General features: G+C 63.7%; 27 protein-coding genes and 1 tRNA gene. 9 read left to right on the forward strand and 19 right to left on the reverse strand.

Going from position 1 to position 24,333, the window contains the following annotated elements; genetic code table 11:
* Nucleotides 1-178: 178 nt before the first annotated feature.
* The 4 genes from NKH38_RS09255 to NKH38_RS09270 form a co-directional block, all read right to left on the reverse strand.
* On the reverse strand, nucleotides 179-3,370 hold the full coding sequence (locus NKH38_RS09255) for an amino acid permease (protein ID WP_084569837.1): 3,192 nt from the start codon (nucleotides 3,368-3,370) through the stop codon (nucleotides 179-181).
* Between the two features lie 554 nt (nucleotides 3,371-3,924).
* Nucleotides 3,925-4,194 (reverse strand): hypothetical protein, encoded by a 270-nt coding sequence (locus tag NKH38_RS09260; protein ID WP_031196666.1) that lies wholly within the window; start codon nucleotides 4,192-4,194, stop codon nucleotides 3,925-3,927.
* A 16-nt stretch (nucleotides 4,195-4,210) separates the two neighbouring features.
* Nucleotides 4,211-4,417, reverse strand: coding sequence for a hypothetical protein (locus NKH38_RS09265; protein ID WP_023728739.1), 207 nt, complete (start codon nucleotides 4,415-4,417; stop codon nucleotides 4,211-4,213).
* A gap of 72 nt (nucleotides 4,418-4,489) precedes the next feature.
* Complete coding sequence (locus tag NKH38_RS09270; RefSeq protein WP_023672073.1) at nucleotides 4,490-4,789, reverse strand: DUF1236 domain-containing protein; 300 nt, start codon at nucleotides 4,787-4,789, stop codon at nucleotides 4,490-4,492.
* A 176-nt stretch (nucleotides 4,790-4,965) separates the two neighbouring features.
* Here NKH38_RS09270 and NKH38_RS09275 point away from each other — a divergent pair, with 176 nt between their 5' ends.
* The 3 genes from NKH38_RS09275 (at nucleotide 4,966) to NKH38_RS09285 (ending at nucleotide 6,128) form a co-directional block, all read left to right on the forward strand.
* Entirely contained in the window at nucleotides 4,966-5,226 is a 261-nt protein-coding gene (locus NKH38_RS09275; protein ID WP_245264444.1) for a hypothetical protein, read from the forward strand.
* A gap of 48 nt (nucleotides 5,227-5,274) precedes the next feature.
* The gene (locus NKH38_RS09280; protein WP_023681217.1) at nucleotides 5,275-5,583 is read left to right on the forward strand and encodes a DUF1236 domain-containing protein; all 309 of its coding nucleotides are present in this window, start codon (nucleotides 5,275-5,277) and stop codon (nucleotides 5,581-5,583) included.
* 200 nt (nucleotides 5,584-5,783) lie between these two features.
* Nucleotides 5,784-6,128, forward strand: coding sequence for a low affinity iron permease family protein (locus NKH38_RS09285; protein ID WP_023672069.1), 345 nt, complete (start codon nucleotides 5,784-5,786; stop codon nucleotides 6,126-6,128).
* 101 nt (nucleotides 6,129-6,229) lie between these two features.
* On the opposite strand, the gene NKH38_RS09290 is transcribed toward NKH38_RS09285, so the two are convergent.
* The 9 genes from NKH38_RS09290 to NKH38_RS09330 all read right to left on the reverse strand — a co-directional run bounded on the left by NKH38_RS09290 (nucleotide 6,230) and on the right by NKH38_RS09330 (nucleotide 15,272).
* Nucleotides 6,230-6,314: transfer RNA gene (locus NKH38_RS09290), tRNA-Leu, on the reverse strand.
* 299 nt (nucleotides 6,315-6,613) lie between these two features.
* Nucleotides 6,614-7,234 (reverse strand): 2,3-bisphosphoglycerate-dependent phosphoglycerate mutase, encoded by a 621-nt coding sequence (locus tag NKH38_RS09295; protein WP_023672068.1) that lies wholly within the window; start codon nucleotides 7,232-7,234, stop codon nucleotides 6,614-6,616.
* A 27-nt stretch (nucleotides 7,235-7,261) separates the two neighbouring features.
* Nucleotides 7,262-8,083 (reverse strand): 4-hydroxy-tetrahydrodipicolinate reductase, encoded by an 822-nt coding sequence (dapB, locus tag NKH38_RS09300; RefSeq protein WP_023728741.1) that lies wholly within the window; start codon nucleotides 8,081-8,083, stop codon nucleotides 7,262-7,264.
* Nucleotides 8,080-9,939, reverse strand: coding sequence for an ABC transporter ATP-binding protein (locus NKH38_RS09305; protein ID WP_352759727.1), 1,860 nt, complete (start codon nucleotides 9,937-9,939; stop codon nucleotides 8,080-8,082). The genes dapB and NKH38_RS09305 overlap by 4 nt, the downstream gene beginning before the upstream one ends.
* 278 nt (nucleotides 9,940-10,217) lie before the next feature.
* Nucleotides 10,218-11,237 (reverse strand): glucokinase, encoded by a 1,020-nt coding sequence (locus NKH38_RS09310; RefSeq protein ID WP_352759725.1) that lies wholly within the window; start codon nucleotides 11,235-11,237, stop codon nucleotides 10,218-10,220.
* A gap of 152 nt (nucleotides 11,238-11,389) precedes the next feature.
* A complete protein-coding gene (gene mepA / locus NKH38_RS09315; RefSeq protein ID WP_373420153.1) occupies nucleotides 11,390-12,472 on the reverse strand; it encodes a penicillin-insensitive murein endopeptidase in 1,083 nt (360 codons plus the stop codon).
* Nucleotides 12,473-12,518: 46 nt separating this feature from the next.
* Nucleotides 12,519-13,448: an SDR family oxidoreductase gene (locus tag NKH38_RS09320; protein ID WP_352759722.1), complete on the reverse strand. Its 930-nt coding sequence runs from the start codon at nucleotides 13,446-13,448 to the stop codon at nucleotides 12,519-12,521.
* Nucleotides 13,445-14,599: a tRNA epoxyqueuosine(34) reductase QueG gene (gene queG, locus NKH38_RS09325; RefSeq protein WP_023728744.1), complete on the reverse strand. Its 1,155-nt coding sequence runs from the start codon at nucleotides 14,597-14,599 to the stop codon at nucleotides 13,445-13,447. The genes NKH38_RS09320 and queG overlap by 4 nt, the downstream gene beginning before the upstream one ends.
* A complete protein-coding gene (locus tag NKH38_RS09330; RefSeq protein WP_023728745.1) occupies nucleotides 14,580-15,272 on the reverse strand; it encodes a glutathione S-transferase family protein in 693 nt (230 codons plus the stop codon). The genes queG and NKH38_RS09330 overlap by 20 nt, the downstream gene beginning before the upstream one ends.
* Nucleotides 15,273-15,440: 168 nt before the next feature.
* Between NKH38_RS09330 and NKH38_RS09335 the strand changes: the two genes are divergently transcribed.
* Complete coding sequence (locus NKH38_RS09335) at nucleotides 15,441-16,247, forward strand: undecaprenyl-diphosphate phosphatase (RefSeq protein WP_023687560.1); 807 nt, start codon at nucleotides 15,441-15,443, stop codon at nucleotides 16,245-16,247.
* A 176-nt stretch (nucleotides 16,248-16,423) separates the two neighbouring features.
* Here NKH38_RS09335 and NKH38_RS09340 read toward each other — a convergent pair whose 3' ends face one another.
* Nucleotides 16,424-16,801, reverse strand: coding sequence for a YraN family protein (locus NKH38_RS09340; protein ID WP_352759718.1), 378 nt, complete (start codon nucleotides 16,799-16,801; stop codon nucleotides 16,424-16,426).
* The gene (gene rsmI, locus NKH38_RS09345) at nucleotides 16,794-17,702 is read right to left on the reverse strand and encodes a 16S rRNA (cytidine(1402)-2'-O)-methyltransferase (protein ID WP_023728746.1); all 909 of its coding nucleotides are present in this window, start codon (nucleotides 17,700-17,702) and stop codon (nucleotides 16,794-16,796) included. The genes NKH38_RS09340 and rsmI overlap by 8 nt, the downstream gene beginning before the upstream one ends.
* Nucleotides 17,703-17,874: 172 nt before the next feature.
* Here rsmI and NKH38_RS09350 point away from each other — a divergent pair, with 172 nt between their 5' ends.
* Together NKH38_RS09350 and NKH38_RS09355 are read left to right on the forward strand one after the other, a co-directional pair.
* Nucleotides 17,875-18,060 (forward strand): hypothetical protein, encoded by a 186-nt coding sequence (locus NKH38_RS09350; RefSeq protein WP_023681229.1) that lies wholly within the window; start codon nucleotides 17,875-17,877, stop codon nucleotides 18,058-18,060.
* 7 nt (nucleotides 18,061-18,067) lie between these two features.
* Nucleotides 18,068-18,256, forward strand: coding sequence for a hypothetical protein (locus NKH38_RS09355; protein WP_023672058.1), 189 nt, complete (start codon nucleotides 18,068-18,070; stop codon nucleotides 18,254-18,256).
* Between the two features lie 24 nt (nucleotides 18,257-18,280).
* Here the strand turns inward: NKH38_RS09355 and hemW are convergent, their stop codons facing one another.
* The 4 genes from hemW to rph all read right to left on the reverse strand — a co-directional run bounded on the left by hemW (nucleotide 18,281) and on the right by rph (nucleotide 21,402).
* A complete protein-coding gene (gene hemW, locus NKH38_RS09360) occupies nucleotides 18,281-19,438 on the reverse strand; it encodes a radical SAM family heme chaperone HemW (protein ID WP_352759714.1) in 1,158 nt (385 codons plus the stop codon).
* On the reverse strand, nucleotides 19,438-20,085 hold the full coding sequence (rdgB, locus tag NKH38_RS09365) for an RdgB/HAM1 family non-canonical purine NTP pyrophosphatase (protein ID WP_023692946.1): 648 nt from the start codon (nucleotides 20,083-20,085) through the stop codon (nucleotides 19,438-19,440). Before rdgB ends, hemW begins: the two co-directional genes overlap by 1 nt.
* Nucleotides 20,085-20,495 carry a VOC family protein gene (locus tag NKH38_RS09370; RefSeq protein WP_023728747.1) on the reverse strand — a complete coding sequence of 137 codons (411 nt, stop codon included), beginning with the start codon at nucleotides 20,493-20,495 and terminating at the stop codon, nucleotides 20,085-20,087. Before NKH38_RS09370 ends, rdgB begins: the two co-directional genes overlap by 1 nt.
* A 190-nt stretch (nucleotides 20,496-20,685) precedes the next feature.
* A complete protein-coding gene (gene rph / locus NKH38_RS09375; protein WP_023710344.1) occupies nucleotides 20,686-21,402 on the reverse strand; it encodes a ribonuclease PH in 717 nt (238 codons plus the stop codon).
* Between the two features lie 148 nt (nucleotides 21,403-21,550).
* Here rph and hrcA point away from each other — a divergent pair, with 148 nt between their 5' ends.
* The 3 genes from hrcA (at nucleotide 21,551) to NKH38_RS09390 (ending at nucleotide 24,329) form a co-directional block, all read left to right on the forward strand.
* A complete protein-coding gene (gene hrcA / locus NKH38_RS09380; protein WP_023681233.1) occupies nucleotides 21,551-22,636 on the forward strand; it encodes a heat-inducible transcriptional repressor HrcA in 1,086 nt (361 codons plus the stop codon).
* A 36-nt stretch (nucleotides 22,637-22,672) separates the two neighbouring features.
* Nucleotides 22,673-22,873 carry a hypothetical protein gene (locus NKH38_RS09385; RefSeq protein ID WP_023672050.1) on the forward strand — a complete coding sequence of 67 codons (201 nt, stop codon included), beginning with the start codon at nucleotides 22,673-22,675 and terminating at the stop codon, nucleotides 22,871-22,873.
* 106 nt (nucleotides 22,874-22,979) lie between these two features.
* Nucleotides 22,980-24,329 (forward strand): PQQ-dependent sugar dehydrogenase, encoded by a 1,350-nt coding sequence (locus tag NKH38_RS09390; RefSeq protein ID WP_352759708.1) that lies wholly within the window; start codon nucleotides 22,980-22,982, stop codon nucleotides 24,327-24,329.
* Nucleotides 24,330-24,333 lie beyond the last annotated feature (4 nt).

Here is a 24,333-nt window from a genome sequence, read left to right on the forward strand (position 1 = left end):
CTGGCCGGAAGGGGAGGTGGCTCCCGCGCCAGCTGGTTCGGATGCTTCGCATGGCCCCGCAAGGCAAACAGCGCGCCGACCAGTGCGACCTTTATAAGGGCGAGCCCGAGCAGTACCGTCGGCAGTCCTCGATCACCGGTGTGTTGCAGGAGCAGCGCGCCGACGAACGGCGCCGCGGCTATCGCGTTACGCCAAGCGCCTGGGGTGCGGTGGTATCCTCGGGCTCCCCGAAGGCAGATCCCGGCGAAAGCCCATTCGTCACATCTTTGTAGAGCGCTATCGGATGCGGGCGCCCCACCAGATATCCTTGGATTTCGGGACATCCTTCCTTCATCAGGAAGGCACGCTCGTCCTCTGTTTCGACACCCTCCGCGATGACAGGCAAGGCCAGCGCATTCCCCAGGCTGAGTATCGTGCGAACGATGGCGGCCGATTGGGCATTCGAACCGACACCCGAAACAAAACTGCGATCGATCTTGATCTTGTCGAATGGAAACGCCTGCAACGAGGACAACGAGGCATACCCCGTGCCAAAATCATCCATCGAGACCCTGACGCCCAACGCCTTCAACCTCCGCAAAACCGACAAGGCGGTTGCCCGGTCGCGGATGAGAACCCCTTCCGTGATTTCCAGTTCCAGCCGCCCCGGAGCAAGGCCGGTCTCGTAGAGGATAGAATGAACGAGGCCTACCAGGTCCCCGAAACGGAACTGCACGGGAGAGAGGTTGACGGCGATCTGCAGCGGTGAGGGCCAGGAGGCCGCGTCTCTGCACGCCTGCCTGAGCGTCCATTCACCTATCTCAACGATCGTGCCATCCTGTTCGGCAAGCGAGACAAACGCGTTTGGGGAGATGAGCCCACGCTTTGGATGGTGCCATCGGGCGAGTGCCTCGAAACCAAAGATTTCGCCGTCCATCCTGGCTTGCGGCTGATAATGAAGCACAAGTTCGCCATGGCCGACCGCAGAGCGCAAATCTCGCTGCAAGGCGTAGCGCTCTCTTAGCCGCTTATCCATCTCAGGATCGAAGAATTGCACCATTCGACGGCCGTCCGCCTTGGCCCGGTAGAGCGCTGCGTCGGCATTTGCCATCAGCGCCGCTGCATTCTCTCCGTCTTTCGGATAGATCGCCGCCCCGATGCTCACCCCGATCGAAATGTGCTGGCCCCGGATTTCGAATTTGCCTGCCGCCGATTCGAACAGACGGTCCGCAACGTCCTTGGCACTCGCGGACCGGTCATCCATGGCCAGGACAACCGTGAATTCGTCCCCGCCCATGCGCGCGATAAAGGCCTCAGGCGCCGCAGTTTGGAGACGCCGGGAGATGGTGCAAAGCAGATCGTCGCCGGCGGCGTGCCCGAAAACGTCGTTCGCCTCTTTAAAATGGTCAAGGTCGATGCTGAAGACGGCAAAGCTGGCGTGCGTTGCTTTTGCACGCTCGAGCGTCGTGGCCAAGTGTGCTGCAAGCGCGGCTCGGTTCGCCAGGCCGGTAAGCGGATCGTGGTGCGCGAGATGCGCGATTTCCTCGTGCCGTGCCATCAGTTCGCTGCGCGCTACGTTCATGTTCTCGCGCGCGTCGTCCAGGCCGTGGGCGGCTTCCCTCACCTTGTCCTGGAGCAGGTTGAAGCTTTCGGCCATCTCTCCAAGTTCGTCACGAGAGTTTACGGTAACCGGCATGATGTTCACGGAGGCGTGCGCCGCAGCGAGGTCTCCCCGCCCCAGGGCGACCATGGCAAGAGAGAAATCCTTCAGCGTTCCGGATGTCAGACGCTTTGCCGCGTTGCTCACCTCGGTTGCCGAATGGGTGATCATTCCCGGCAAGATCAGGCCAACGCTGATGGTCAGCAGCGCGACAACGACAAAAATGTCCTCCAGCGCGGCGACCAATGAAGTGTCGCCTTGGGGAACGCTGCCGATCGCCAGGAAATAGCCGGCACCGTCAAGCACGAGCACAAAAAGCATGGCTCCGGTAAGCTTCAGGTGAAGCGTATGTGGCAGCAAGGGTAGACCGAGTGCGTATCGATCCTCCATCGTGCGCCAGGCGTAGAGCGCAGCACCCGAATATGCCAAAGCCAGACCGAACAGGACGGTAGGAAGGCCAAATTGCTGAAATCCCAGTATGGCAGTCAACAGCCATATTGCAGCCGCGCCTACGCCAAGGATGATCGTTCCCCTGGGAGCCCGGAAGGGTCGCTCGGCTTCGGGACTGTCACGGCGCAAGAGCCAGACTGCGATGTTTGGCATGCAGATGCTGATCAGGTACGTAAAATTGGCCGCGGCGATCATCCAGAGCGGATACCCGCACAGCATGAAGCCGATTGCCGCAGCAGCTGTGAGCAGCGTTGCCGCCCAGGGACAATCTGTTGAGGTGCGCCTGGCCAGGAAGCTCGGCAGCAGGCCGTCTTCGCTCAGCTGCGCAAGGGTCCGCGCGGCGCCTGCCAATGGCTGCAACGTTCCATGGAACATGTTCAGCATGATGAGCCAGATGGCGGCCGCCTTGCCGAAACTCCCCAACAAGGGCGCAAAGGTAGGCCCGAGAGCTATGGCGAGGTCGGTGCCGAGCGGCTCCGGTCCGAGCACACCCAGCCAGACAACCGGCAGAACCAGGAAATAGACGCCGGCCATTGCGGCGCTGGCCCACATCGCTAGAGGAATGTTGCGGTTGGGATCGATGGTTTCGCCAACATGGCAGGCTGCAGCCTCAAATGCCGGTGCGGCAAACCCGATCAGGTACAGTCCCGCCATCACCGACGTGATGTCGCCGAACAGGCCGGTAAACGGGCTGGTCAGGGCAAAATCCGTCGCCTGCCGCCAGTCGACCGAGCCACTGATGACCGGTACGAGGGATGAGAGAAACGCAAGCGTCGCGGAGGCCGTGGCGATCGGGATCGCCAGTTGGACCACCCACTTGATTCCACACAGGTTGATCGCCGTAAAGAATGCGATAAGCCCGCAGGCGACCGCCTCCACGGGGAGGCCCGGCAGGTACCATTGTTGGATTGCAGACGCTGAAAGAACCGCTGTCAGTCCGCAGGTAGGCACCCAACCCCACCAATAGCAGGTGCCGGTCAGAGCGGAGAGAACGGGACTGTAAGGTCGGAAGGCTTCGGCGCACGCTGCAGAGATACCGCCGACGCGGTTTGGCCACATGAGAACCAACTCGGTCCAAGCCGGCGCGGCGGCCCAGCCTAGAAGCAGACCAACAACGAGCAAAGGAACAGCAGCGCTTCCTTGACCGGGAATATTCCCTTGGCCGACAAAAAGGGCGGCAATCAGAAACAGGCTTTGATTGCTGCCACCCATGGCGAGCGCTGTCGTGCCCATCCATCCCAAGGTTCTCGGGTGCGGTCGTGAAGGCGTGAGGCCCGGCATTCAGAGACATCCATTCGAGTGCGGAGCGCTGTCTGACTGGCGAATGTAACCTGCGGAGATATTTCTGTCGAACGTCGCGCTCCCGAAGTCAAAGTTGGAACTTAGGTGAGACGTATTAAGACTTCGTACCAAATCCGATCCCGCTGATGATCACTGTCAACTTCCGGTGGCTGCGGTTCAATCATGCTGATGCCGGTCCGAATGGCTCGACCTCCTCCGACCCGGGATATCATTTCCAATTTTATCTAATCGCCCACTATGGAAGAGCGATCGAATAGTCGCGAATACAGCGTAATATCGCTTATTATCGACAAATCTCGTGATTGCGGAGCGTGACCGCCTTTGACTTCGTACCTCGCCATCGTGGGGGCAGGCACCGAGACTTCACGCCGTGCCTCAAGTTGGAGCTAACTTGTGCGAGCACGCCGAATAGCCGCGCGTTGCAGGGTAAACAGCGCGCCGACCACGCTGGGCGCGGCGGTCGGCCTCGGCGCGCTGGTGGGTCCTTCCCAGGCCGGCGCCCGTACGGTCGAGATGGCGATCGCCCGCTACCATCATCCGATCTGGACCAAACTGGCCTCGGTGACATTTGTGACCATAGGCGTGGCGACGCTCTGGACCGGCCTGCCGGTTCTGCCGGCCGCGCTGATACGGCGCCGGCATCGGCTCGCATGGCCGGGTATCTTCACATGCGGCGACATGGTGTTCTGGACGATGCTTGAGCGCGACGCGACCTCGCCAGCGGGCACGCCTTCGACGCCGGCCCGCAGCAGGAATGTGTTCAGCACCAGAACACTTGGGATCAGCGTTGCGGGCGCCTGCACACGTGAGTACTCCGCCTCACAAGCCTTCCGGCTGGTCCTCGAGGACGAACGACGCTGCAATCAGGTCATCGCCGCTGATGCGGCCGCTGCCGCCAACCATGATGGATGCGACTTTCTGAAAGGTCTTCATGTCGGCCTCTGTTATGCGCGCATCGCGCATTCTCGCCCTGAGAGAACCCAGGCGGGTATGGAGGGCTGGCGATGTCTCGACGTCATCGATCATTTTCGACCATCCTGGAGCGCAATGTGATCCACAGCCCGCCGCCATGGCCGGCGGCGGGCGGCAGCTATTCGATCAGTCGTAGACCTTCACAATTTTCCGGGTGCCGGGGTCGACCAGGACGGTGCGGTTGTCGACCACGACATAGCGGTATTTGACGTTGGGAACTTCGTGCAGCTCGACCGTATCAGGCAAGGCACTGCCGACGTTCAGCTCCACGCCCGGGATCTTCACCGAAGCCAGCGGCTGCTTTTTTACGTATTCGCGGACGACCGTATCCTGCTCCGGTGTGATGACGACATCCTGAGCTGCGGCGGCGCCGACCCCAGCCAAAAGCAACAAGCCTGCAGCGGCACTTGCAAAGTGGATTTTCATGGTTTTCTCCTCGCGTAATCCGGCGACGGCACCACGCCTGTTCGCCGAGGGACCGAACTTGAGATCAGCCAGATTGTTCCTGTGACTTCAGTCCGCGGCGAACCAGACCAAAGTCGGATATCAGCTAAGACCCAAGTCCCGAGGCGGAACGTTCAAGCGGGGCAGGCGTTTCCCAAATGCAACTAAATAAAACAGGAGAGGAACACATGGCCGACGGCCCAACTGTTGTTAATTCTGGTGGTGGGGGCGGCACTGCAATTGCTGTTGTTCTTGCACTTATTGCAGTCGTAGTATTGCTTATTTTTACCGGCGTCATCAATATCCGCGGCAACGGCGGCAAGGATATCAACGTCAAAGTTGAAGCGCCAAAGGTGGAAGCTCCGGCTGCACCCGCAAAGCCTGCGGCACCTGCCCCAGCCCCTGCGAGTGGCGGCTGATCTGCTCGTATCCACGCTTCCGAACTGACCTATGAAAAGGAAATTCCCATGACCAGATATTTCGTCAGCGCCGCCGGCGCCCTCGTCCTTATGGCGGGCATCGGCACCTCGTTTGCCGAGGACGTTATTGTTCTCAAGCCCGAACAACAGACGGTCATTCGCGAATATATCCATAAGCAGAAGCTGGCCTCAGTCAGTTTGCTCGGCGTCGAACTCAACGTCGGCACGGCACTTCCCGACACTGTCGAGCTCCACGCAATCGACGTTCCGGATGTCCGCTACAAGTATACGGTAGTCGGAGATCATGCGGTTCTCGTCGATCCCGACACGCGCAAGGTCGTGCAGATCATCGAGTAACGCGCGAGCCCGCCGCTCCGATCAGGAGCGGCGGGCTGTGGCTGCGCTGTGAAGGCTCTACGGGCAGCCGTTTTCTGAACGGGAGGATGTCTGATGTTTAGCGACAAGGAAACTTGGGTCCTGGAAGCTGCCTTACTCGCAGCAATTCCAATTTGCGTAGCCGTCACCGCACTCGTGGCATTTTTGACCGCGGCCTGGATATGAACCGCTTCCTCTTTGTGATGGGCGACTTTCTATCCCGGCCACCGGGCTTCTATGTCCTTCTTGTAGCCATGCTGCTCTGTACTGCGTTGGTGCCATTCGGCCTGACGAATGTGGTCACCTACGCATTGTCGGTAGCGGCCATCGTGATCACCGGCGTTGTGCTGATCCAGGGTTACCGCGACACGGCCGCCATTCACGCCAAGCTTGATGAGATTATCGTTTCGCTGAATGAGACCAGAAACGATGTCGTCGGCTTGGAGCATGCCGAGCCGGAGGAGATTCGGGAGAAGCTCCAGACACTCGAAGAAGAAGCAATGAAAGCGGTTCGCCCGCCGCATTGACCCTCCGCTGGACTATCTGTCATCCATCAGCAAAAAAGCCCGGGAACCGGGCTTTTTTGCTTCGCGTCTAAATCATTTCGGACTTATCCGAAACGGGAATTTGGTGCCCAGAAGAGGACTCGAACCTCCACTCCTTGCGGAACACGGACCTGAACCGTGCGCGTCTACCAATTCCGCCATCTGGGCTGGTGCGGGCTCATGTAAGCGGGCAAACGATATGTGTCAACGCGCTTTTTCGAGGGCCGCTGCCTGCCGGCTTAGTTTCCCGGGGGTCAGCGCCGCCCCTCACCTGCCTGCCGGCATCCTCTCCCCGTACAGTGACGGGGAGAGGGGCGCTCTCATCGATGATTTTCGCCGGTCACCTGCGTCACAAGAAGAGCGCCGAGGCTGCGGCCAGCCCCTTCTCCCCGTCACTATACCGGGAGAACTGCCCGGCAGGGCAATGAGGGGCAGCGCCGACTTGGCGAATGCGCTGGCCGAAAACCTCACCCCTCCAGCACGTCCTTCGACGCCACAGTGGAATCGGCGTTGAGCTTGTAGATCACCGGCACGCCGGTGCCGAGCTCGAGCTTGACGATCTCCTCGCCGCTCTTGCCGTCCAGCGCCATGATCAGCGCGCGCAGCGAATTGCCATGCGCGGCGACCAGCACGGTGCCGCCTTTCAGAACATGCGACTGCATGTCGTGCAGGTAATAGGGCCAGACGCGGGCGCCGGTGTCCTTCAGGCTTTCGCCGCCGGGCGGCGGCACGTCGTAGGAGCGGCGCCAGATGTGCACCTGCTCCTCGCCCCACTTCTGGCGCGCGTCGTCCTTGTTGAGGCCGGAGAGATCGCCATAGTCGCGCTCGTTCAGCGCCTGGTCGCGGATCGTCTTCAAATCGCTCTGGCCGACCGCGTCGAGAATGTGCTGGCAGGTCTTCTGCGCCCGGATCAGCGCCGAGGTGAAGGCAATGTCGAATTTCAAGCCGCGTGCCTTGAGCTTCTGGCCGGCTTCCTTGGCCTCCTTGTGGCCCTGCTCGGTAAGGTCGACATCGCGCCAGCCGGTGAACAGGTTCTTCAGGTTCCATTCGCTCTGGCCGTGGCGCACGAGCACGAGAGTTCCCGACATGTTTGCTCCTTCAAAATTATGGATAGTTTAGCTCAAGCCGAGCACGTCCCGCATGGAATAAAGTCCGGGCTTCTTGCCGCGCGCCCAGAGCGCGGCCTTGACCGCGCCGCGGGCAAAGATGGCGCGGTCCTCGGCATGGTGCGACAGCGTGATGCGCTCGCCGGTTCCGGCCAGGATGACGCTGTGGTCGCCGACCACCGAGCCGCCGCGCAAGCTGGCAAAGCCGATGGTTCCTGGCTTGCGCACGCCGGTATGGCCGTCGCGTGACCGCACATCGTTGCCGGCAAGGGAAATGCCGCGTCCCGCCGCCGCCGCTCCGCCGAGCAGCAAGGCGGTGCCCGACGGCGCGTCGACCTTGTGCTTGTGATGCATTTCGAGGATCTCGATGTCGAAATCCTCTGGACCGAGCGCGCGCGCGGCCTGCTCGACCAGCACCGCCAGAAGATTGACGCCGAGGCTCATATTGCCGGATTTGACGATCGTCGCGTGGCGCGCCGCGGCCTCGATCCTGGCGTCGTCTTCCGCCGAGCAGCCGGTGGTGCCGATGACATGGGCAATGCGTGCCTGCGCGGCATAGCCTGCGAATTCGACGGTGGCTGCCGGCATGGTGAAATCGAGCACGCCGTCGGCCTTGGCGAACACCGGCAGCGGATCGTCGCCGATCGTCACATTGATGATGCCGATGCCGGCAAGCTCGCCCGCATCCCTGCCGAGATAGGGCGATCCGGTTCGTTCGACCGCGCCGACGACGCGGGCGCCGGGGATCGAATGGATGGCGCGGATCAGCGTCTGGCCCATGCGGCCGGCCGCCCCCACCACCACCAGGCCCATTTCGCCGGATTCGCTCATGCTGTTCTCCCCACCGCCTTCTTGGCGCGGCTGCGCCGGACCGGAGTTTGGACGGGCTTCGAGTCGTCGACAAGCCCCAGTCCGTTCTTGCCTTGAATGCGGTGGAAGCGGGCGTAGACACTGTTTGGATCGGCCATCAGTGCGGCATGGGTGCCTTCCTCGACCAGGCGCCCCTCTTCAAGCACGATAATGTGGTCGGCGTTGACGACCGTCGACAGGCGATGCGCTATCACGATGGTGGTGCGCCCTTCCATCACATGGGTCAGCGCCTCCTGGACGCGCGCCTCGGCCTCGTTGTCGAGCGCCGAGGTCGCTTCGTCGAGCAAAAGGATCGGCGCGTTGCGCACGATCGCCCGCGCAATCGAGACGCGCTGGCGCTGGCCGCCGGAAAGTGTCGAGCCGCCCTCGCCGACGGGCGTGTCGTAGCCCTGCGGCTGCTGACGGATGAACTCGTCGGCCGCCGCCAGCACCGCCGCCCGCTCGATCTCGGCGTCGGTCGCCGAAAGTCGGCCAAAACGGATGTTGTCGCGTATGCTGCCTTCGAACAGATAGGGCGCCTGCGAGACATAGGCGATCGAGCCGCGCAGCGAGTGCTTGGTGACTTTGGAAATGTCCTTGCCATCGATCTCGATCGAACCCTTGTCGACATCGTAGAAGCGCTGCAGCAGCGCCACGAGCGTCGTCTTGCCGGCACCCGAGGCCCCGACCACCGCCGTAACCTTGCCGGCCGCGGCGGTGAAACTCAGGTTCCTGATCACCGGCATGTCGGCGCTGTAGCCGAACGTCACATTGTCGAAGCGAACCTCGCCGGTGGTGATCCTGGCTTCGACCGCGTCGGGCGCATCGCCCTGTTTAGGCTCCAGGTCGAGCAGCTCGTAAATCATCCTGGCGTTGACCAGGGCACGTTCCATACCGACCTGCGTACGAGCCAGGCGCCGTGCCGGATCGTAGGCCATGATCAGCGCGGTGATGAAGGAAAACACAGCGCCTGGTGGTTGTCCGAGCACCAGCGCCCGGTAGCCGGAATAGGCAAGGACGGAGGTAATGGCGAGACCGCCCAAAATCTCGGAAATCGGCGACAGCCGCTCCGCGACCCGGGCGATCTTGTTGTTACGCTGCTCGGCCGTATCGGCCATGATGCCGATCCGGCGCGCCAGCTCGGCTTCCAGGGTGAAGGCCTTGACGATGGCGATGCCTTGCGTGGCCTCCTGTACGGACCCGTTCAGCCGCGAGTTGATCAGCACCGATTCCCGGTTGATGCGCCGCAATCGGCGGGTGATGTAGACGACGGCCCAGATCAGCGGCGGCCCGATCAGCAGCGAGCTGAGCGACAACACCGGATCCTGGTAGATCATGACGCCGACGAGGGCGATCAGCGAGACCGCGTCGCGGCTGATGGAGGTCAGCGTCAGCGACAGCAGATCGCGAACGCCGCCGACATTCTCGTTGACCTGTGCCGCCAGCCGACCGGAACGCGTATCGTTGAAGAAGTCGACGCCGAGCTTCATCAGGTGGTCGAAGCTGCGCTTCTGGTAGCGGGCGACCAGATTGTTGCCGATCTTGGCCAACGCGACCGCCTGGCCGTAACCGGCGAAGCCGCGCAGCACGGAGGCGGCCATGAACCCCGCGCAGATCCAGACGATCATGTCGCCGCGTCGTTCGTAGAAGATCTCGTTGATCATCGGGGCCATGATCCACGCCGTGAAGGCGGTGGTGGCGGAAACAATCAGCAGGCAGCCGACGGCAACGACATAGGTCCAGCGATATTCACTACCGTTTTCGGCCAGGATGCGGCGCAGCACCGCAGTGACCTCAGCTGGCTGGACTTTCAGTTTGAGTGGACTTTGAGCGGTCAAATCGCGGGCGCTTCGTGGTTTGCTAGAGCATGATGCCGAAAAGTGTGAAGCGGTTTTCGGACGACATCATGCTCTATCTCTTTGATTTAGAGCCGGATGATTTCAGGTCGATTCGATCTGAAATCAACCGGCATCTAGGGATGCCAGGCTGGAATTCGGCCCCCTCTTAGCGCCCCGGCTACGGCTTGCCTATGGCGAAACTTCGTCGCGGCCCGAGGTTGGGGTCACGAAAGCGGCAGCCATTTCCAAGAAAATACCCGTTTTCGGGACGAAATGGATCATGCCCGCCAGCGCCGCCCCGCGGTCTGGACGCCGAACAGCGAAGGGTTGCGGGCATAGGCGGCAAGGCCCAGAAGTGCCGCCAGCGGGTGGGTGATGACATAGACCGGCATCGAGGCCATCAGCGCGCTGTGCGGCGCCTTGTCCTCGAAGGCGGCGCGGAAATTGCCTTCCTTCAGCGCGGGCACGATCTTTTGCGCGATGCCGCCGGTCAAGAACACGCCGCCGCGGCTCATGAACACCAGCGCGAGGTCGCCGGCGGTGCGGCCGAGGCAGGTGACGAACAGCGCCAGCGCTTCCTCGGCGACCGCATCGGTCTTGGCCAGGGCCGCCCCGGTGATTTCGGCCGGCGTGGTGAACGGCGCCGGCTTGCCGTCGGCCTTGGCGACCGCCCGGTAGACATTGACCAGACCGCGCCCGCACAGGATCTGCTCGCCCGAAATGCGGCCGTCCAGCTTTTCGATATGCGGGAACACCTCGAAATCGCGCGGCGTCCGCGGACCGATATCCATATGGCCGCCTTCGCCAGGCACCGGTATCCAGTGGTGGAGGGCATGAACCAACCCGGCGACGCCGAGGCCGGTGCCGGGGCCGAGCACGACGCGTCCGGCATTCTCCTCCGGCGTGCCGCCGCCGATCTTTTCCATATGCTCTTCGCCGAGCGCCACGACGGCCAGCGCCTGCGCCTCGAAATCGTTGAGCACGACGATGTCGCCCAGGCCCAGATTGGCAAACATCTGCTTCGGCTTCACCACCCAGGGACAGTTGGTAAGCGGGATCTCGTCGCCATCGACTGGTCCGGCGATCGCCAGCACTGCCGAATTCGGCCGGATGGACGACCGGTCGAGCACCGCCGCCTGGATCGCCTCGTCTATGGTGGAGAAATTGGCGGTTTGCACGATATGCGGCTCACCGGCTTCCGAATTTGCGTCGATCACGATCGAAAAGCGCGCATTGGTGCCGCCGATGTCGCCGATCAGCACTGGAAACCGCAACGCGGTGTCGTCGTCGCCTGACATGCTCTTGCTCGTCCCCTTTGCGGCGCCGTTGCGACCGTTTCAATCGCCCGGTTTTTCAATCGCCCGGTGTTCAATCGCCCGGTGTTCAATCGCCCGGTGTTCAATCGATTGACTAGCGCATGGCCCCGGAAAGGGAAAGCGTCAGTTCGCCATCACTGTCCGACGTTTGCCGGCGGCCGTCGCCTTGGCAGGGGAATGCCGATCTCCGGCGTGGCGGTGAAGGCGTTGGCTGCGTTTGGCAAGCCGCCCGCATTGCCCGCAATAGGCGGAGGCGCGTCGGGTTCCGGCGCCCTGGCGGCGATCGGCACGCCGCCGCCGCGATAGGTGACGGCTTCGGCCGAGTCCGCGTCGGGCTGGTCAAGCACGAACTGGCATTGTTTCGGCAGGTTCGCCATCGTCATCAGGTCGCGCGCCTTGGGCGCATCCGGGTTCTTGTTGGGGCGCCACGGCTCCTCGGTAAACCACCAGGCCAGCGGCTTGCCGCAGCCGTCATCGTCGGGCGTCGCTTCCTGTCCCTTGCAGTTGGGCGAACCCGGCTGGCAGCCGATGCGGATGTGGAAATGATAGTCATGGCCCCAGAACGGCCGGATTTTTCTCAGCCAGGTACGGTCGCCGGTGACGGTGTCGCACAGCTTCTTCTTGATGCCTGGATTGACCAGGATGCGCTCGACTTCCGGATAGCTCGCGGCGCGCTTCAACAGCTTGGTATGTATCGGCTTCCACAGCCTGTCCTTCACCAGATGCGTCTTGTCGTCGACCATCAGCGTGGCGCTGATGTTTTCGCGCTCCTGGGTCGTAAGCTTGCGGTCGGGCATCGGCGTCAGCCAGATGTCGGCGTCGAGGCCGATCTGGTGCGAGGCGTGCCCGGTCAGCATCGGGCCGCCGCGCGGCTGCGAAATGTCGCCGATCAGAAGCCCCGGCCAGCCGTCGGCGGCGGCATCGCGCGACAGCTTCTCGATCAGCGCAATCATCGTTGGATGACCCCAGCGCCGGTTGCGCGAGGGACGCATCACCTCCCAGTTCTGGCCGTCCATCGGAATGGCGACGCCGCCGGTGAAGCAGCCCTTTGAATAGAAGCCGAAGGATTGCGCCGCAGCCACCGCCGGCAGCTTCTTGGCGCCGAACAGGTCTTTTGCCCGTGGCTCGGCCGTGATTGCGCCCGCCACCAGCCCGGCCAGCGCCACGATCGCCAGCGCCGCCGTCAGGAACGGCCGTCTGCCGGTCAAGGATCGCATCGAAATCGTCATGAACCCCACTGCAAAAGTCCGCAACACAATCGAATCATATCACCCTCGGGCTCGCGTTTCGATTATCTACCTTCATCGGGCTGCGCGGCTCGCCGTCGCGCCAGCTGCCGTCGGCCCACATCCGATCGAACGCCTGGCGGTAGTCCGGATAGCGGAACCGGTAGCCCGCTGCCTTGATCGCGGCGTTGGCGACGCGCTTGTTCTCGCCATAGAAGGACCGCGCCATGGGCGAAAGTTGGGCGGTCTCGAAAGGAATCTCCGGCGGCGGCTCGACGCCCATCAGCGAAGCGGCACAGGTGACGACATCCTGCGGCGGCGCCGGCTCGTCATCGGTGACGTTGAAAATGCCGCCTCTATTGCCACCGATGAGGTGCCAGAGCGCACCGGCGATGTCGTCGCAATGGATGCGGTTGAACACCTGGTCGGGCTTGACCAGCCGCCTGGCCGTGCCGTTTTCCAGATTGACCAGCGCGTTGCGTCCCGGCCCATAAATGCCGGAAAGCCGCAGGATCGCCACCGGCTTGCCGGTCTCGAGGCCAAGCTGCAGCCAGTCCCGCTCGGCCGCCACTCGCATCGACGAGCGTTTCGACACCGGCCGGCACTCGGCCGTTTCATCGACCCAGGCGCCGTCATAATTGCCATAGACGCCGACGGTCGAGAGATAGCCGATCCAGCGAAGCGCCGGCATCGCCTCGATCGCCTTTCGCGCGGCGAGAAGCACAGGGTCGCCGGCCTCCTCCGGTGCCACGGAGACGATGAGATGGGGGGTCTTTTCCAGCGCATCGCCGATTTCAGGGGTCAGGGCGCCGTCGAACAGCAGCGGCGCGATGCCGACCTGCCGCAGCGCGTCGAATTTTTCCGATGAGCGCGTGGTGCCGAAGATCGTAATCGCCTCCGCATTGGCCCGTGCAAAGGCTTTGCCCGAATAGCCGGCGCCGAAGATAAAAACCTGTTTTTCGCTCATGCATGCGCCTCGATTGGCAATGCGGACAGCCATTCGTCCTGCACTGTAGTGTCGGTTTCGGTTTTCAAGTAGATCGCCGCCTGCCCGTTGAATTCGGCGGCCGTCACCAGCCGCGCCAGCGCCCAGATCGCCGCGCCGCGCACCAGCGGCGAGGCATCGCCAAGCAGATCGCGCACCGGGCCGGCCAGCGAAACATCGCCGGAATTGCCGGCGGCGGTCAGCACATTGCGGACAAAGCGGTCGCGGCCGATGCGCTTGATCGGCGAGCCGGAGAAAAAGGTCCGGAACGCCGTGTCGTCCAGCTGCAACAGTTCCGCCAGCGGCGGTTCGCGCAGTTCATCGCGCGCGGCGAGCTTGGCCTCCGAGGCGGCGCGGGCGAACTTGTTCCACGGGCAGGCGGCGAGACAATCGTCGCAGCCATAGATGCGGTTGCCGATCTTTTCGCGGAATTCTTGCGGGATCGGCCCCTTGTTCTCGATGGTCAGGTAGGAGATGCAGCGCCTGGCATCGAGCCGATAGGGCGCCGGAAAGGCATCGGTCGGGCAGGCGTCGAGACAGGCGCGGCAGGAACCGCAATGGTCTACCTCGGTCGAATCTGGCGTGAGCTCCGCCGTGGTGAAGATGGTGCCGAGAAACAGCCAGGAGCCGTGCTCGCGGCTGACCAGATTGGTGTGCTTGCCTTGCCAGCCGAGCCCGGCGGCCTCAGCCAGCGGCTTTTCCATAACCGGGGCCGTATCGACGAAAACCTTCACGTCGCCGCCGGCCCGCGCGACGATCTTGCCGGCGATCTCCTTCAGCCGGCCCTTCATCACTTCGTGATAGTCGCGGTTTTGCGCATAGACCGAGATCGCGCCGAGATCGCGCCTTGCCTGCAGCGCACGCGGATCGTGGTCGGGGCCGTAATTCATTGCCAGCACGATGATCGAGCGCACCTCGGGCCACAGCGTCGAAGGCTCGCTGCGGCGTTGGAGCGTCTCCGCAATCCAAGCCATCGAACCGTGAAAACCATCGGCGACGAATTCTGCCAATCTGGCCGGCGCCAGCGGGATCGCGTCAGGCGTGGTGACGGCAACCGCATCGAAGCCGGCGCGCCGCGCCTCGGCGTCGATCAGCGCGCGCAGGGTTTGGCTTCTAGAAGTCGAGGTCCGCATAATGCGAAACCGGCGACAGGCCGCGAACCCGGTCGGAGAGCAGCGGCCGGAACGACGGCCGCGATTTCACCCGCGTGTACCATTCGCGCGCCGCGGCATGCTCGCGCCAATCGATCTCGCCGAGATAATCCAGCACCGACAGCGTCGCCGCTGCCGCCAGGTCGGCATAGGTGACCTTGCTGCCGGCCAGCCAATGACGGGTGCCGGCCAGCCAGTTGGTGTACTTCATGTGCTGGCGAATGTTGGCGCGCGCCGCGCGGATCGCCGCCGAATCGGGGGAACCGCCGCCCGCCGTTTCCGGCATCACCGGCTTCAGCACCCGCTCGCGCACCAGATGCCGGGTCACTTCGCCTTCGGCCTTGTTGAGATACCAGTCTGTGAGGCGGCGGATTTCGGCGCGCTGCATAGGGTCTTCCGCAAACAGCCTCTTGTCGCGCTTCAGGACGCCACGTGTCTCGTCGAGATATTCCGCGATCACCATGGCGCCGACGATCGGCACGTCGCCCTCGGCAAGCAGGATCGGCAAGGTGCCGGCCGGGTTCAGCGCCAGAAATTCCTTGCGCCGCGTCCACGGTTTTTCCTCGATCAGCGCCAGCTCCTCGCCATATTCGCCGAAGGCGAGGCGCACGAAGCGGCAGGTGGCGAACATCGGGTGATGGAAAAGCGTCAGCATGATTCCGCGATATTAAGGCGCACTGGCGAATCGCCGTCCGCACCGGTAAGTCTTGGCGGCCCGTCATGCGGCCGTCACGGTGCTGCGACCTATAGGGGGACTTCCGCGCCGTGACAAGCAAGCCATTCGCAAGCCGTTTCCTTCCGTCCCTTGAATGCCGAGGTTGCCATGGATAGCCACACCATCGTCGAAGCCCTGCTGCTCGGCCTGCTGGAGGGGCTGACCGAGTTCATCCCGGTCTCCTCGACCGGCCATATCCTGCTCGCCGGCCATTTCCTCGGCTTCCATTCCACCGGCAAGGCCTTTGAGATCCTGATCCAGCTGGGCGCCATCCTGGCGATCCTCAGCGTCTATTTCCGCCGCCTGTGGCAGATGCTGCTCGACCTGCCGCATGACCGGCTGACGCGGCATTTCGTCATCGGCATCCTGATTGCCTTCCTGCCGGCCGCCATCATCGGCGCGCTGGCGCATGATTTCATCAAAACGGTGCTGTTCGAATCGCCAAGGCTGATCTGCATCATGCTGATCATCGGCGGCGTCGTGCTGTTGGTCGTGGACCGCATGAAGCTGCAGCCGGTCTATCGCGATGTCGAGCGCTTCCCGACAAGGCTTTACCTGCAGATCGGCCTGTTCCAGTGCCTGTCGCTGATCCCCGGCACGTCGCGCTCCGGCTCGACCATCGTCGGCGCGCTGCTGCTGGGCGTCGACAAGCGCGCGGCGGCGGAATTCTCCTTCTTCCTCGCCATCCCGACCATGGTCGGCGCCTTCGCCTTCGATCTGTTCAAGAACCGCAACGTGCTGAGCAGCGCCGACCTGCCGATCATCGCTATCGGCTTCATCGCCGCCTTCCTTACCGCGCTGATCGTCGTCCGCTTCCTGCTCGATTACGTCTCGCGCAACGGCTATTCGCTGTTCGGCTGGTGGCGCCTGGTGGTGGGAGCGGTTGGGTTGGTGGCGCTTTTCATTTGGGGGTGAGCTTTACCCTCCCCCTTGTGGGGGTCCGAAGGACGGGCGAGACAGGCGGCTCGCCCCGGTCAGTCGATCCGCAAAGCGGATCGGGGTGGGGGCGCCACACCCCCGCCCCGTTTCGCCAACGACGCGTCGAGTCGCTTGCTCACCGACCCTCCCCACAAGGGGGAGGGTAAAGGCCGCTAACTCCTCCCAAAAAACGCGTTCTCGACATGCACCGGCCAGCGCCAGGGCAGCACCGCGATCATGTCGAAGCGCATCGACAATCTGCCGTAGTCCGGCTGCCGCGACAGCCAGATGTCGGCGGCGCCCTCGATGCGGTGCTCCGATTCGTGGCCGATCGCCTCCATCGCTTCCATCAGCGTGCGCCGCGCCTTGACCTCGACGAACAGCACCAGGTCGCCGCGCCTGGCGATCAGGTCGATCTCGCCGAAGCGGGTGCGATGCCGGCGGGCGAGGATGCGATAACCTTTCAGCATCAGCGCCGCTGCCGCCAGCCACTCGCCGCGATGGCCGCGCCGATAGGCTTTTTGGCGGCTGGCGGCCGGGCGCTCAGCCACCTTCGCCTTCTCCAACCGCATTCCTGAGTTCCAACAGCCGGCGGTAGAGCGACTGCTTCTGCCCGCCTGTCATCTTCGCCGCTTCCGCCGCCGCCTTGGACGCCGGCATTTCGGCGGCCAGCGACAGCAGCAGCCGGTCGATGTCGGCGGGTTGGTCGGCCTTGATCTCGGCGGGTCCGACGCAGATGACGATCTCGCCCTTCGGCGTGTCAGCCGCCGCATAGTGGTCGGCCAGCGCCTGCAGCGTTCCCGTCCGCATCTCTTCGAAAGTCTTGGTCAGCTCGCGGCCGATGGCGGCCTTGCGCCCACCACCCAGCGCCTCGACCATCGCAAGCAGCGTATCGGCCAGCCGGCGTGGCGACTCGAAGAAGATCAGCGTTGCCGGCACCGTCTTGAAGGTCTCCAGCCTGGTCAGCCGCTGCCCAGATTTCACCGGCAAAAACCCCGCAAACAGGAAGGCGTCGGACGGCAGGCCCGACGCCGTCAGCGCCGCCAGCGGCGCCGATGGGCCGGGGATCGGCACCACGCGCAGGCCGCGCTCCAGCGCTTCGCCGACCAGCCGGTAGCCTGGGTCGGAGATCAGCGGCGTGCCGGCATCCGAAATCAGAGCCACGCTCTGCCCGGCCTCGAGTGCCGCGATCAGCTTCGGTCCGGCCTCGCCGGCATTGTGTTCATGATAGGCCGTGGTGCGGCGGCGGATGCCGTAGCGGTCGAGCAGCACGCGCGAGACGCGGGTGTCCTCGCAGGCGACGACGTCGGCGGCCGCCAGCGTTTCCAGCGCGCGTAGCGTGATGTCGGAGAGATTGCCTATCGGCGTCGCCACCAGATACAGCGCCGGCGCCAGCGGCCGGACTGCGATCTCGGTCTGCCCGATCACATAGCTGCGTTTCTCGCCGGTCACCGGGTCTCTCCGTTTCGCCCTGTTTGGCATGGCGCGCGCCGGGTTGCAAAACTCCCGAACGTCGGGCCAAACCTGACGCCGATGTAACCCGGCGGCCATGTCTTTGCCACAGTGGGGAACGAAAGCGTGGCTGGCGGATTGAATACCTGAGTCTCTTGAGGAGGAGGACAGGATGGACAGCCTGGAATTGCAGGACGTTTTCGAGCCCTACTATGCCGGGCGCAACCGCGTGCCCGCGCCAAAGGGCAAGCGTGCGCTCGCCGAGAGCGACACCGGCCTGACCAGTCGGGCGGCCACCGCCTTGCCGACGAATGTCAGGCTTTCGGACAACAAACCGGACAGCACGACGGAGCACTGACCGTACGATGCCCAATCGTTTCGATATCTTCATCACCCGTCTTGAAACGAAGAGCGCCCGCGAAGGCGCGCCGCCGCATCCGATGAACGACCAGAACAGCGTCCGCCGGGACAAGAGCGACGCCAAGCCGGCCCGGACCGGAGAGGCGCATGCCGAGAAACACCGCGGCAAGCGCCGCTTCAAGCACGACGCTTGACGAAGAGCACGTTTTTCAAAGGCGTTATCGCGCCAAATCCGCCACCACGGCATCGAGCACGATCATGCCGGCTGGCGTGGCGCGTAGCCTGGCATTGCCGATCGGCGCCACCAGCCCCTCATCCTGCAGCACGGTCAGCCGGGCGCTCGACAGGCCACGCCCGGAAAACGCCTCGTAGCGGGAAAGGTCGATGCCTTCGGCCAACCTCAGCCCCATCAGCAGGAACTCGTCGGCCTCTTCGGAGCGCGTCAGGATCTCGCCGCCGGTGACGCCATGGCCCCTGGCCTCCACCAGATTGGCCCAGGTCTCCGGCATCCGCTCGGCGATCGTCACAACACGGTGGCCGTTCTCGATAAAGCGGCCATGCGCGCCCGGTCCGACGCCGACATATTCGCCATACCGCCAATAGGTCAGATTGTGCCGGCTCTCGGCGCCCGGCCTGGCGTGGTTGGAAATCTCATAGGCCGGCAGGCCATGCGCCGCGGTGACCTCCTGAGTCAGCGCATAGAGATCGGCGGCCCGGTCATTGTCGGGAATGGTAAACTTGTGCGCCGCATGCAGCGCATGGAACGGCGTGCCTTCCTCGATGGTCAGCTGGTAGAGCGACAGATGGTCGGCGGCATGGCCGATCGCCTGTTCGAGCTCCGCCTGCCAGTCGTCCAGCGTCTGGCCGGGGCGGGCGTAGATCAGGTCGAAGGAGAGGCGCGGAAAGATTTCGCGTGCCAGCCCGATGGCATGCAGCGCCTCGTCGACATTGTGCAGTCGGCCGAGAAAGCGCAGATCCTTGTCGTTCAACGCCTGCACGCCGAGCGAGACGCGGTTGACGCCGGCGGCGCGGTAGCCGCGAAAGCGCTCGGCCTCGACCGAGGATGGATTGGCCTCCAGCGTCACCTCGATGCCGTCGGGCACCGTCCAGTTCTTCGCCACGGCGTCCAGCACCGCCGCCACCGTCTGCGGGTGCATCAGCGACGGTGTGCCGCCGCCGAGAAAGATACTGGTCACCTCGCGCGCCCCGGTCCGCTCGCGCATCGCCTTCAGCTCGGTCTCGAAGGCGCGGGCAAAGCGCTCCTGGTCGACCGGCTGGTGACGGACATGGCTGTTGAAGTCGCAATACGGGCATTTGGCCGCGCAGAACGGCCAATGGATGTAGACGCCGAAGCCCGGGCTGCGGTCCAGCGACATTAAGCTGAGCCTAACCTGGCGCGGGCGAATTTCTGGAAGGCGCGGGCGCGGTGCGACAGCGCCGTCGGCTGACCGGGCTTCCAGCCGTGTTTTTCCTCAGCGCTCATCTCGCCGAACGTCTTGTCGAAACCGTCGGGCAAAAACACCGGGTCGTAGCCGAAGCCGAGTTCGCCGCGCGGCGGCCACACCAGCGTTCCCTCAGCCTCGCCGCGATAATATTCAGCCTCGCCATTGGGGAAGGCCAGGCAGATGACGGCGACGAACCGCCCCTTGCGCTGCGCTGGCTTGGCGGCGCCGACCTCCTGCAAGGCCACTTCGGTGCGCTGCATGGCCATGCCGAAGTCGCGGCTGCCATCGGGAGCTTCGGCCCAATTGGCGGTGTAGACGCCGGGGGCGCCGTCGAGCGCGTCGACGCACAGGCCCGAATCGTCCGACAGCGCCGGCAGGCCGGTCGCCTTAGCCGCGGCGAAGGCCTTGATGTAGGCGTTTTCCTCGAAGGTGGTGCCGGTCTCCTCCGGTTCCGGCAGGCCGTAGTCCTTGGCCGACTTCGCCTCGAAGCCGAACGGACCCATCAAGTCGGCGAATTCGCGCAGCTTGCCTTCATTGTGGCTGGCAACGACGATCTTCTTTCCATCGAGAGAATGCATCAAAGGCCCCAGATCCCTGGCTCGGCGAATTCGATCGAATTGCCCGAGGGGTCGCGTATGTAGATCGAGCGCCCGCCCTGCGGCCATTCGAATTCGCTTTCGATGGCGATGTTTTTCGCCTCAAGTTGCGCCTTCCACTGTGCGAGTTCATCCGCACTTGCGGCAAAGCAGAGATGGCCCTCGCCGACCGTGCCATGTGGCGGCACTTTCAGCCGCGCATCGGGCGCCGGCGGGATTTTGGTGGCTTCGGCATTGAAGACCAGCAGCACGCCCGGGCCGCAGCGGAAGAAGAGATGGCGGCCGTCGACCTTGCCGAGGAGAGGGAGGCCGAGGACATCGGAGTAGAAGGTCTCGGCAGCCGGCAAATCAGTGACGTAAAGTGCCGATTCCAGAATCGCGGAGGGAGTCACGAGGCACCCCCCTCTGCCCTGCCGGGCATCTCCCCCGCAAGGGGGGAGATTGGCAGTTCCGCTGGCGGCGTCTCAACGTTGATGGTTGGCGAAAACGGTAGCGACCTCTGATCTCCCCCCTTGCGGGGGAGATGGCCGGCAGGCCAGAGGGGGGTGTGAAGGATCGCCGACGTCATCACGTTAAATTCAATCAGGCCACAGCCATCTGCTGCAAGCTCACCAGCCGCTGAATGCCCTTCTTGGCCAACCCCATCAGCTCCGCGAACTGACCTTCCGAGAACGGCTCGCCCTCGGCGGTGCCCTGGATCTCGACGATGCCGCCCTTGCCGGTCATGACGAAATTGGCGTCGGTGCCGGCAGACGAATCCTCGATATAGTCGAGGTCGATGACCGGCTTGCCGTCGTGGATGCCGCAGGAAATTGCCGCGACATGGTCCTTCAGCACCTTGGCAACACTGGCCATCTGCCGCGCTTCCATCCAGCGCAGGCAATCGTAGAGCGCCACCCAGCCGCCGGTGATCGAGGCCGTGCGGGTGCCGCCATCGGCCTGGATGACGTCGCAGTCGACGGTGATCTGCTGTTCGCCCAGTGCCTGCAGGTCGACAACGGCGCGCAAGGAGCGGCCGATCAGCCGCTGGATTTCGAGCGTGCGGCCGCCTTGCTTGCCGGCCGAGGCTTCACGGCGCATGCGCTCGCCGGTCGAACGCGGCAGCATGCCGTATTCGGCCGTCACCCAGCCCTTGCCGGAATTGCGCATCCAGCCTGGCACCTTTTCCTCCAGGCTCGCCGTGCACAACACATGCGTGTCGCCGAATTTCACCAGGCACGAGCCTTCGGCGTGTTTGGAGACGCCGCGCTCGAAGGAGATGGCGCGCATTTCGTCGGCTTGGCGTTTGGAAGGGCGCATCGAGGCCTCTTTCTGTTCTTTTATGGTTGCGTCGGCGGCTTGTAGACGCATGCAGCCCATGGCGCAAAGGAAAAGGCCCCCATACAGACGCCGGGTTGCGCGGGGGCGATGGAAGTCTATATCCTTGAGCCGGAGGTTTTTGGCTCGAATGACCAAGGCAGTCACCGAACCCAGTTTGCTGGCGCCCGCGCTGCAATCGCTCGACATGCGTTCGCGCGACATTTTTAGGCGCATCGTCGAATCCTATTTGAAGGACGGTGAGCCTGTGGGATCGCGCAGCCTGTCGCGCATCCTGCCGTCGTCGCTGTCGCCGGCCACCATCCGCAATGTGATGAGCGACCTCGAACATCTCGGCCTGATCTATGCCCCGCACATCTCGGCCGGGCGCCTGCCGACCCAGACCGGCCTGCGCTTCTTCGTCGATGCCTTCATGGAGCTTGGCGATCTCTCCGACGAGGAACGCCGGGTCATCGAGGCGCAGGTGCGCGCCTCCGGCTCGGGCGCGACGCTGGAACACATGCTGACCGAGGCCAGCCAGATGCTGTCGGGCATGTCGCGCGGCGCCGGCCTGGTGCTCGCCACCAAGAACGAGGTGGCGCTGAAGCACATCGAGTTCATCCAACTCGAGCCGACCAAGGCGCTGGCGGTGATGGTGTCGCAGAATGGCGATGTCGAGAACCGCGTCGTCGACCTGCCGGCCGGCATCACCGTCTCGCAGCTGCACGAGGCCTCCAACTTCCTCAACGCCCATATCAGGGGCCGCACGCTCGCCGAGGCGCGCATCGAGATCGCCCGTATCAAGGACGAGACCCGGGCAGCGCTGGACACGTTGTCGCAGGACCTGGTCGAGAAAGGCCTGGCGGTGTGGGCCGGCGCCGATAGCGGCCTGCCGGCGCGCCTTATCGTGCGCGGCCGCGCCAATTTGCTCGAAAACGTCACCGCCCAGGCCGATATCGAATTGCTGCGCCACCTGTTCGAGGATCTGGAGACGCAGGACGGGCTGATCCAGCTGCTCGACCTCGCCGAGGACGGCCCCGGCGTGCGGATCTTCATCGGCTCGGAAAACAAGCTGTTCTCGCTCTCCGGCTCGTCGCTGGTCGTGGCGCCTTACCGCGACAAGGACGCCCGCGTCGTCGGCGCGCTCGGCGTCATCGGCCCGACCAGGCTGAATTATGCCCGCATCGTGCCTATGGTCGACTACACGGCGCAATTGATTACCCGGATGTTAAGATAATTCCGAAGCCGGGATCACCGTAAAGGAGGGCGCAGAATGGCGCTTGAATCGTTCAAGGCCCAGATCAGCATGCTGCTCGAAGAAATGGTCAACCAGCCGGAGGACGAGCACGAAATCCAGGAGCAGCTGCGCGAAAAACTGCGCGAAATGCGCGCCATGGGCTTGCCGCTGCCGGAAGATCTCGTCGCATTGGAAAAGCGTCTCGACGACGATCTGGACGTCGAAGAGGAAAGTTGAGCGGTTCTCTCGTCGAATCTGCGCGCGCACGCTTCTCTTTTGCGGCGGCCGCACAATATCTCCCTTGTCGTGACGCGCCGACCGGCGCGAGTTCGAGGAGAACAGCATGATCCGGATTGCCGGCTTCGCAGGCCTTGCCCTGCTTCTGGCCACCAGCGCCTTCGCCCAGCAGGCTGATCAACTGCTGCTGACCGGCAAGGACGCTTTCGGCGACTGGAAGGCCGACAAGCCAGGTGTGCGCCGGCTGATTAGGCCGGATGATCTGAAAAGACCCAACATCACCGAATCCGCCTCCAACAGCGCCGGCCTTGGCGATCGGCCCGAGGGCGCGAAGCCCGTCCTGCTGCCTGGGTTTTCGGCCGAACTGGTTGCTTCCGGCATTTCCAATCCGCGGGTCGTGCGCGTGGCGCCGAACGGCGACCTGTTCGTCGCCGACAGTGACGCCAACCAGATCCGCGTCTATCGGCTGGCCAAGGGTAGCGCGAAGCCGGCCGAAGAGGGCATTTTTGCCGACGATCTCAACGAGCCCTATGGCATCGCCTTCTACCCGCCTGGCGACAAGCCGCAATGGGTCTACGTCGCCAACAACGACAGCGTGGTCCGCTACGCCTATCGCGACGGCGACCTTAAAGCCTCCGGCGAACCGGAGACGATTGTCTCCGACATCCCTACCGGCGGCCACTGGACCCGCGATATCGCCTTCTCGCCGGACGGGAAGACGCTGTATCTCTCGGTCGGCTCCGGATCTAACGTCGCGGAGGGCATGGGGAAGGCACCGAATAGCGGCGTTGACGCCTGGGCAAAATCACAGCCACTCGGCGCCACCTGGGGTTCCGAGGATGGCCGTGCCGACGTGCTGGCCTTCGGCCCCGACGGCAAGAATGGCCGCATCCTCGCTACCGGCCTGCGCAATTGTTCGGGCATGACCGTGCAGCCGGCGACCGGCGCGCTGTGGTGTGTCGTCAACGAGCGCGACGGTCTCGGCGACGATGTGCCGTTCGAATATGCCACCTCCGTCAAGGACGGCGCATTCTATGGCTGGCCCTGGTATTATATCGGCGCCAACGAGGACCCGCGTCACGAGGGCGCGCGCCCAGACCTCGCCGGCTCGGTCACCGTGCCCGACGTGCTGATGCAGGCGCATTCGGCGCCGCTCAACATCGCGTTCTATGACGGCGGCAATTTCCCGGCAGAGTACAAGGGTGACGCCTTCGTCGCCCTGCACGGCTCCTGGAACCGTGGTATGAGGACCGGCTACAAGGTGGTGCGGCTGAGATTTAGCGACGGCAAGCCGACCGGCGAGTACCAGGATTTCATCACCGGCTTCGTCCTCTCCTACGACGCCGTCTGGGGCCGGCCGGTCGGCGTCGCGGTGGCCAGGGACGGTGCGCTTATCGTCACCGAGGATGGCAACGGCACCATCTGGCGCATCACCCATGTCGACGGCCCGTCCTGAGCCG

This window comes from Mesorhizobium sp. M1078, assembly GCF_040318615.1.
Classification (GTDB): Bacteria; Pseudomonadota; Alphaproteobacteria; order Rhizobiales; family Rhizobiaceae; genus Mesorhizobium.